The organism is Hyalangium sp. (assembly GCF_035629615.1).
Lineage (GTDB): Bacteria > Myxococcota > Myxococcia > Myxococcales > Myxococcaceae > Hyalangium.
On sequence record NZ_DASPHO010000507.1, the window covers coordinates 1 to 7,562 of the forward strand.

Below are 7,562 nucleotides of genomic sequence, written 5' to 3' on the forward strand. Positions count from 1 at the left end.
AGTCCGAGCTGAGGGCGACACCGGTGCAGCCGCCGGGGTGCGCGCCGGTCAGCTCGCGCTCCACCTTGCCTTCGCCGAGCGAGCCCACGTGCACGGTGCCGTCAGCGCCCGCGGCGATCCACCGCTCACCGGCGAGCGCCAGGGCGAGCACGGCGGAGGGCAGATCCACGCTCCACAGCACCTTGTTGCCGGTGAAGTCGTAGGCGGTGAGCTTGCTGGCGGAGGCGACGCGGGCGCCGCCGACCAGGAGCACGCGGCCGTTGGCCGCGAGGGCGCGTACCTTCTCGATGTTGCCGATCGCGAGGTTGGCCATAACGCTCTAGATTCCTCCAGCGTGGGCCCATCGGTTTAGCACAAGCTCCTGCTCCATCCCCTGGGAAAGGAGCTCACTTCCTGAGGTCGAGGAGGTTCGACCGGAGCCGAGGCTTGACTGCGGCGCCCAGGACCTCGAGTCTCGCGCGGACTGGAATCCTACTCGTCGGCTCGCCCTGGAATGGGCCACACACGGTTCCTGGGCGTGAACTCGCTTACGCCGCTCCAGGCTCTGTGTGGTTTTAGGTTAGTACAGGGTGGGAGGCCGGGCGCAGAGCTGCCGCCCAGGGTTGGCCTTTCTTCTTTGCCGCGCGCCATGCCGCTTCGAAGGTGGCCTCATTGACGCAGTACAGGGGCGGGTTCCAGGGATGCGGATCAACGACAACGAGGACACCCATGTCCGCTAATTAGGTAGTCCACAATCAGGACATAGTGCCTCTCCACGTAGCTCTCCTTGCGGTCCGGCGATGTGAACTTCAGGAGCACGAGAGCCATCCACAACCAGCCGGGCTTGTGGAACTGTGTCACCTCGTGGGTATTGGGTCGGTAGACCGAGAGACCAGCAGCCGCCACAAGGGCACGCACATCCTTCTCGAAGAGGCCGATCTTTGAGAGCTTCGATGCGATGCTGATCGACCAAATCGAGCGCATCAAAACCAGCCTTTGGCCCCGCTCGTCTGGATGCCGTACCGAGCTTTCGAGTCGCCGTGAGCAGCACGAACATCCCGCAGGCGTAGTCGTCATCTCCTTGCGTCGCGACGAGAAGCCCTTGCAGGCCTGCTGGGGCGGCAACTCGCGATGTGCCGGGGTCGATGAACGCTTCGCCACGTGCCGGGTCGACCATTACGCGGTGCCTGACGCGGCGACATGGTGCCGCACGAGAGCCACAAAGTCGGGCACGATCCGAGCGAGTCTCTCAAGCAGCTCGTCGAAGGTCATCGGAGGCTTTACCAGATCCTCAGCCTGCTCACGCAGAAGAGCCATGAACTCTTCGGGATCGAGGTCGAACAGGTTGCAGAGGAACTCGTCCGGTGACTGTGCCTCAAGTCCGTCCGGGAGCCGTGTGAAGTCCCTCAGGTTCGCAGTCGTAACAACTTGCGCGCCAGCCTTGATGGCCGCCGCGACAACGTGCCGATCCTTCTCATCGTTCTCCATCGCGGCGATGAGGGGCTCGTAGCCTTTCACCCCGGCATCGGGAAACTCTCGCTCCATCACGGAGCGCAGTCGGGTCGCTTTGTCCTCGGTCATCATGCCGGTCGAGACGAGGTTTCGAGCCATCTCATCGAGGATCTGCGCCGACCAACGCACCTGGTAGAAGCCCGCGGCCGCCGCGCGCAACAAGGTGTCCCGCAGCGTGAACGGGAAGAGGACGTTCGCGTCGAGAACGACGATGAAGGGCGCCGGAACCATAAAGCTTTCGGAGCCGACGCTACTCCTTCAACTCGGCATCGTAGCCACCGAACTCTTGTGTCAGCTGTGAGAGTTCGCGGAGACCTGCACGGCGATCCTTGTCGCGCTTCTCCTTGAACTCGAGCACATCCTCGATCCGCAGCCGCCGGTGTTTGCCGGTCTTGCGGAACGGGATTCTCCCTTGGTCCAGGAGCCGTACGATGTACTGCCGGGAGACGTTGAGGAGATCAGCCGCCTGCTGTGTGGTGACTTCCTTGCCGACCGGCACCACGGTGATCGAATCACCGCGCGCCATGACTTCGGCCACGCGCTCGAGCACGTAGAACACCGACTCCGGGACAGCGATGGTTTCCCCCTTCGGTCCGACCAACTGGCACTTCGGAGCGCGTCGCTTCGGCGGATGCACCATGCCCTCAAGCGCCCGGGAGAGCGCTGCGACCTGAGCCTGCTGCTCGGGCGGCGCTGCGACCGGCGTCATCCGGCGGATCATGTCTTCCATCGAGTGGGCGGCTGCGGTGGCCATGGTGAACCTCCACGAGAAAGGTAGGTCATGAACGACGCAAACGCAACCTTAGACAACCCATTCGCAACTCCAACGGGACGCGGCAGTCCACGATTTCAACGTGTTACGAACGTCTTCCTGTCTGGTCGCTTACGCTCCAACTTCAGGTCCCTGCCGTCGGTCAGAGTCGCCGATTCCGGCGCAGCAGGCCCAGGCACAGCAGGCCCCACGCCACCGCCGAGAGCGATCCGGCGGAGCCACAACCGCAGCCTGACTCTTCGCCGCCGGGCTCCTCCTCTCCACCACCACCATCAGGACTGCCGGTTCCAGCATCGTTGCCGCCGGAGCCGCCACCATCAGGACTGCCGGTTCCCGCGTCGGAGCCGCCATCCCCACCGCTCGTGCCACCATCCGTCGGGCTGGCCGTGCAGCTGCGGAGTCCGGCCACGTTCGGATCGAGGTAGCCGACGAAGTTGCCGCTGTCCCGGAACGCCTGGTTGAACTGCTTGGGCGCTCCCACGAACCCCTCCGAGACGCTCGTGTTGAACAGGGCCTGAGCGAAGTCGCGGTCGCTGGTTCGCGTGAAGCCGCTCAGGCGGTAGGCGTACGCCCAGGCGTGCGCGCTGAGGTTGTCCAGGTCCGGGTTTCCATCCCGGTAGTCGGTATTCGTGCTCGGGCAGCCCAGATAGATCAGCGACTGCCCGGCGTACGCGCCCGTGGCGACGTTCACCTGGCGCAGGTCATCCAGGGCGAACCGGAGCGACTCCGCGGCCACGGGATCGCAGGTCAGCTTGTGATACCGGATGAGGCTCTCGAACAGCAGCCCGGACATGAACGACGAGCTCCCATAGTCCGTCTCACCACACCCCTCGCTCGGATCGTGGTCATAGAGGTTGTGCACCCAGGCGCGGTTCCCGTTGTCGCCCTGCATGCGGTGGAGCGAGTGGAACCGCGCCCGCGCCCTGTCGAGGTAGGACGCGTTGCCCGTCGCCTCGTAGTACGCCACCAACCCCAGCTGCGCGAACGCCGCCTCGCGCTCGGTCCAGAAGCCACGCGTGTTCGGGGCCTTGTAGTACCAGGAGTCCGCGTGCGGCATGTAGAAGTTGTCGACGACCAGCCCTGCCACCCGCAGGCTCTCCTCGTCGCCCCAGAAGAAGTAGTCGCGCACGAGGCTGTCGACGAACGTGTAGCGGGTGTTGTTGACGTACCCGCCCGTGCAGTTGCCATGTCCGGTGTTCGCGCCGCTCAGGAGGATCTGGTGCCGGCCGTGGTGATGAGCCCAGCGTCGGCCGCTGATGAGGTACTGCAGGCCACCCGTCCGGACATAGATGCCGTAGCTCGAGTTGGCGCTGTCGTAGTACTGGTCCGTTCGCGCGCAGGGGGTTGATGCCACAGGCTCCGTGTTGAGCACCGAGAACTGCTGCGTCTGCTTCTGCTCCCACGCCGTGTAGCCCGTCTGCCCCAGCGGCTTCTGCTCCCACATCACCAGCGATGCAGAGAGATGGCTGGCCGGCAGTGTCGCGATCTTGCGCGGCAGCCGCCAGCTTACGGGAACCAGCGTCCTGTCGGTGGTAGTCCGCGCCGTGCCGGTGTCGAGCGTGAAGCCCTTGGTCGCGCCCGTGAACGGAGCCGGGAACTGCACCAGCGCCACCCGGATCGAGCCGTCCAGAGCCCAGGTGGCCAGGGACTTGATGCCAATCGGAACCTCGGCCGCGCCGTCCAGGACGCGCACGTTCGACAGCTGCGTGAGCTCGCCGGGCTTGAAGGGCACGCCGAAGCTGACGAGCTCCGCCGGGCCGTCTCCGGACGGGTAGTCGTGGACGGTGAGGGCCACCGGAGCAGCGGCCGCAAGGGCAGGGAAGCAGCACGCGACAAGCAGCAGGAGCTTCTTCATGGTGACCCCCAGCTTCGGTATGGCGCCGGGGGATGGTGGCACCCCAGCACGCTCGGAGGCCAGCTCTCAGTGCATCGCGGCTGCGCCCGTGCCAGGCGTGGCGCCGGGCCTCACCCGAGGGAAGAAGAAGCTGACGGCGAAGGCGAGCACCGACACGACAGCCATGATCCAGAAGTTGGCGGAGAGCCCCTCGGCCAGGGCGCCGCTGAGCTGCCGCAGCATCTGCTCGCCCAGCCCGAGCCCATGCTCCGGTCCGAGCAGCTCATTGGCTGCGCTCACCGGGACACGCGGATCCGCCGTCAGCTTCGCCACCAGCACTCCCCCCATCGCTCCCACCCCGACCGCCCCGCCAATGGTGCGGAAGTACATGCTGCTCGCGGTGGCCACGCCCCGCAGCTCCCAGCCAACGCTCATCTGGACGGAGATGAGCAGCGCCGTGGATGCGAACCCCAGGCCCGCGCCGAACAGGCCCATGGCCACTGCGGGCAGCAGCAGCGGCACGCCCGGCTTGAGCAGCATCGCCATGGCCACGGTGGAGAAGCCCGCGAGCCCCAGTCCTCCCACGATGAGCGGCCGGAACCCCACCTTCACCATCAGCTTGCCGGCAACGATGGAGCACAGCGGCCACACCACCATCATGGGGGTGATGATCCCACCGGCCTCCGTGGGCGTGCCACCCAGCACGCCCTGGACGAAGAGCGGGACATAGGTCGTGGAGCCGAACATCGCCGCGGAGAACAGCGCAGAGCAGATCGAGGCGATGGTGATGGTCGGGCTCTTGAAGATGCTCGGAGGGATGACCGGCTCCTTCACCTTGCTCTCGAGGAAGACGAAGGCCCCCAGCAGCACCGCCGCCACCGCGAGCGGCACCCACCGGTTCCCCTGGCCCTGGGCCCCCAGCAAGAGCGCCATGACGCCCAGAGCAAGCAGCAGCGCCCCCGCGATGTCGAGCGTGCGCTTCTGCTTCACGATGTTCTCGTGGAAGCAGGCGACGAGCAGCCCCGCGGTGGCCAGTCCCACCGGCACGTTGATGAAGAAAACCCAGTGCCACGACAGCCACCGGACGATGAGGCCGCCCGCCAACGGTCCCACCAGGCCTGAGACGGCCCACACCGAGCTGAAGAGGCCCTGCACCCGGGCGCGTTCCTCCATGCTGTAGATGTCCCCCACCACCGTCAGCGCGATGGGCTGGATGGAGCCCGCCCCCACCCCCTGCAGCGTGCGGAAGACGATGAGCCACCCCATGGAGGGTGCCAGGCCGCTCGCCACCGAGCCTGCGAGGAACAAGCCGATGCCGGCGAGGATGATGGGCTTGCGTCCGTAGAGATCCGCCAGCTTCCCGAAGATGGGGACGGTGATGGTGGAGGCCAGCAGGTAGGCGGTGAAGACCCACGAGTAGTGCTGGATGCCGCCCAGATCGCTGACAACGGTGGGCATGGCGGTGGAGACGACCGTCATCTCCAGTGCGGCCATGAAGAGGCTCAGGGCGAGGGCGACGGTGGTGAGCGGACGGTGGGTCTTGCGCATGGCCGGGGCCTCGCGGAATAGCTCACACCGGTGCCCCAGGAGCAAGGACGCACTGGGGGCAGGCCGGTGCGGTCAGCGGGCCTCCGTCATCGGGATGACCTTGCCCCCGGACGCGTCCGCGAGCTTCCGGAGGATCCGCCGGCGGACGACATCCACGTGCTCGCGGAAGAAGTAGAGGTTCTCGGAGTAGGAGAGGGGCATGGGAATGTGGTTCACCGCGAGCTCGGCCTCCTCGAGCCGCTTCAGCATGTCCTCGAGCATCTCCCGCCCAGGGTTCTCCTCGAGCTGAATCTCGATCTCCTTCAAGCTGGCGTACCAGCGGAAGATGCGCGAGCGCACCCGCCACAGGAAGAACGCCGGCACGGCTCGCACGAGCGGCACCAGGATCGCGATGATCGGCACGAGCATCACCCAGAGCCGGTCAACCAGGTTGGCGGCCCAGAACGGCAGGTAGCGCTGGAGGAAGGGGACACCGGCCTCGTAGTAGCGGCGGGCCTCGCTGCTGAGCGGGAAGCCCGCCTCGAGCGGCGCCGGGAACTCCCCCGAGCGGTCCAGCATCCCAGCGCTGCCGTGGAGCTCGCTCGCGGTGCGCATGAGCAGGTACGCGAGCGCCGGATGCAGCGTGTCCTTCGCCACGAGGTTCGCGGTCGGCGCGAGCAGCACCACGTCGCGCTCTGGGATGTCCGTCGCGAGATTGAACACGCCCCGGGGCAGCACGTGCTTGGACAGGAAGGGGAACCGGCGGGTGTAGGCGTCGGCGCGCACAAAGCTGAGGAGCCGGATGCCGGGCACCGCCGCCAGTTTCTGGATCATCGGCGACTCCGCGGGCGAGACGAGGAACACCGCGTCGAGCTGTCCCTGCTTGAGCTGCTCGACGGCCTCGTCACGCGCGAAGGGCTGGAGCTCCGTCGGAGCCTTCTCCACGCCGTTGAGGGTCAGGAGCTTGAGGGCGAGCTCGCGGGTCCCGCTCTCTTCGGGCCCGACCGCGATGCGCTTGCCACCCAGCTCGCGCACGTCCTCGATGGGCTCGCCTCGGTAGAAGACCCACAGGGGGATGTACGAGAGGCTGCCGAGCGAGAAGATGCCCTCCGCCTGCTCCCCGCCGGCCGTACCGCTCTGCACGAACGCGACGTCCACGCCCGAGCTGTCGTCGGCGAGGAGCTGGACGCTGGTGACCGAGCCCTTCGTCGGGTGCAGCTCGAGCGTGATGCCGTGCCGCGCGAGGGCCCCCTGGTACTTCCGCGCGAAGTACCGGAAGCCGCCCTCGTCTGTCGCCATCGCGAGCACGACCTTCTTCGGCGGCGCGGGCTTGACGAAGTAGAAGGTGACGGCGAACGCGGCGCCGATGACGAGGGCCACGGGCACGACCACGATCCACAGATCGCGCCGGAGCGTGCGCCGGAACTGCTCCTTGAGACTGTCCGTGTTCATCCTGGGCGCGGAGTATAGACCTCGTGTGCTCTACTGCACTCTCAGCTGGATGGGCGGAGGCAAGAATGGCAGCTCGCACTCGGAGCATCCTTGTGGGGCTCGTGGCTCTGGGAGTGATGGGCATCTTGCTCTTCCTGCTGCGCACGGGGCGTGGCACAAACCCGGTCCCCGCAGAGGGCGAGGCCACCCCCCCGGGCACTTCGGAGGCCCCACCCGGTCCGGCCCCCACCGGGGCCCGAGCGGGCTCCAGCGGGCAGGCCCCCGGGACGCAGCCTCCCGCTCACGCGGCCGCTCCCAAGACGGAGGTGGTGGCCGAGCTGGGCTGGGGCAGCGGCGCTTCCCAGCTCGGACGTCACCGCCCCCAGGAGGCCAGCCCTGAGGCCCCCATGTCCATGGCCGCGGACATGCTTGGCAACGTGGTGGTGCTGGACCAGATCAACGGCCGGCTCTTCCGCCTCGATCCCGACGGCAACGTCGTCGGCACCT

The 7,562-nt window shown here is 67.0% G+C and carries 7 protein-coding genes and 1 pseudogene; 1 reads left to right on the forward strand and 7 read right to left on the reverse strand.

Annotated elements, in window-relative coordinates; all coding sequences use genetic code 11:
- The 7 genes from VD972_RS25885 to VD972_RS25915 all read right to left on the reverse strand — a co-directional run.
- Positions 1-313 (reverse strand): hypothetical protein (locus VD972_RS25885; RefSeq protein WP_324991408.1); only part of this gene is annotated, 313 nt, incomplete at its 3' end.
- Between the two features lie 374 nt (positions 314-687).
- Positions 688-963 carry a hypothetical protein gene (locus VD972_RS25890; protein ID WP_324991409.1) on the reverse strand — a complete coding sequence of 92 codons (276 nt, stop codon included), beginning with the start codon at positions 961-963 and terminating at the stop codon, positions 688-690.
- A gap of 192 nt (positions 964-1,155) precedes the next feature.
- Positions 1,156-1,722, reverse strand: coding sequence for a PIN domain-containing protein (locus tag VD972_RS25895; RefSeq protein WP_324991410.1), 567 nt, complete (start codon positions 1,720-1,722; stop codon positions 1,156-1,158).
- A gap of 19 nt (positions 1,723-1,741) precedes the next feature.
- Positions 1,742-2,245, reverse strand: coding sequence for a helix-turn-helix domain-containing protein (locus tag VD972_RS25900; protein ID WP_324991411.1), 504 nt, complete (start codon positions 2,243-2,245; stop codon positions 1,742-1,744).
- A gap of 160 nt (positions 2,246-2,405) precedes the next feature.
- On the reverse strand, positions 2,406-4,118 hold the full coding sequence (locus VD972_RS25905) for a hypothetical protein (protein WP_324991412.1): 1,713 nt from the start codon (positions 4,116-4,118) through the stop codon (positions 2,406-2,408).
- A 66-nt stretch (positions 4,119-4,184) separates the two neighbouring features.
- Positions 4,185-5,645 carry an MDR family MFS transporter gene (locus tag VD972_RS25910; protein ID WP_324991413.1) on the reverse strand — a complete coding sequence of 487 codons (1,461 nt, stop codon included), beginning with the start codon at positions 5,643-5,645 and terminating at the stop codon, positions 4,185-4,187.
- 72 nt (positions 5,646-5,717) lie between these two features.
- The gene (locus VD972_RS25915) at positions 5,718-7,076 is read right to left on the reverse strand and encodes a TAXI family TRAP transporter solute-binding subunit (protein WP_324991414.1); all 1,359 of its coding nucleotides are present in this window, start codon (positions 7,074-7,076) and stop codon (positions 5,718-5,720) included.
- Between the two features lie 65 nt (positions 7,077-7,141).
- Between VD972_RS25915 and VD972_RS25920 the strand changes: the two are divergent.
- Positions 7,142-7,562, forward strand: a pseudogene (locus VD972_RS25920) (hypothetical protein); the annotation flags it as partial.

Excerpts from the sequence above, each read along its gene's own strand:
- VD972_RS25890 (WP_324991409.1), bottom strand. The coding sequence starts at position 963 with ATGCGCTCGATTTGGTCGATCAGCATCGCATCGAAGCTCTCAAAGATC.
- VD972_RS25895 (WP_324991410.1), bottom strand. The coding sequence starts at position 1,722 with ATGGTTCCGGCGCCCTTCATCGTCGTTCTCGACGCGAACGTCCTCTTC.
- VD972_RS25900 (WP_324991411.1), bottom strand. The coding sequence starts at position 2,245 with ATGGCCACCGCAGCCGCCCACTCGATGGAAGACATGATCCGCCGGATG.
- VD972_RS25905 (WP_324991412.1), bottom strand. The coding sequence starts at position 4,118 with ATGAAGAAGCTCCTGCTGCTTGTCGCGTGCTGCTTCCCTGCCCTTGCG.
- VD972_RS25910 (WP_324991413.1), bottom strand. The coding sequence starts at position 5,645 with ATGCGCAAGACCCACCGTCCGCTCACCACCGTCGCCCTCGCCCTGAGC.
- VD972_RS25915 (WP_324991414.1), bottom strand. The coding sequence starts at position 7,076 with ATGAACACGGACAGTCTCAAGGAGCAGTTCCGGCGCACGCTCCGGCGC.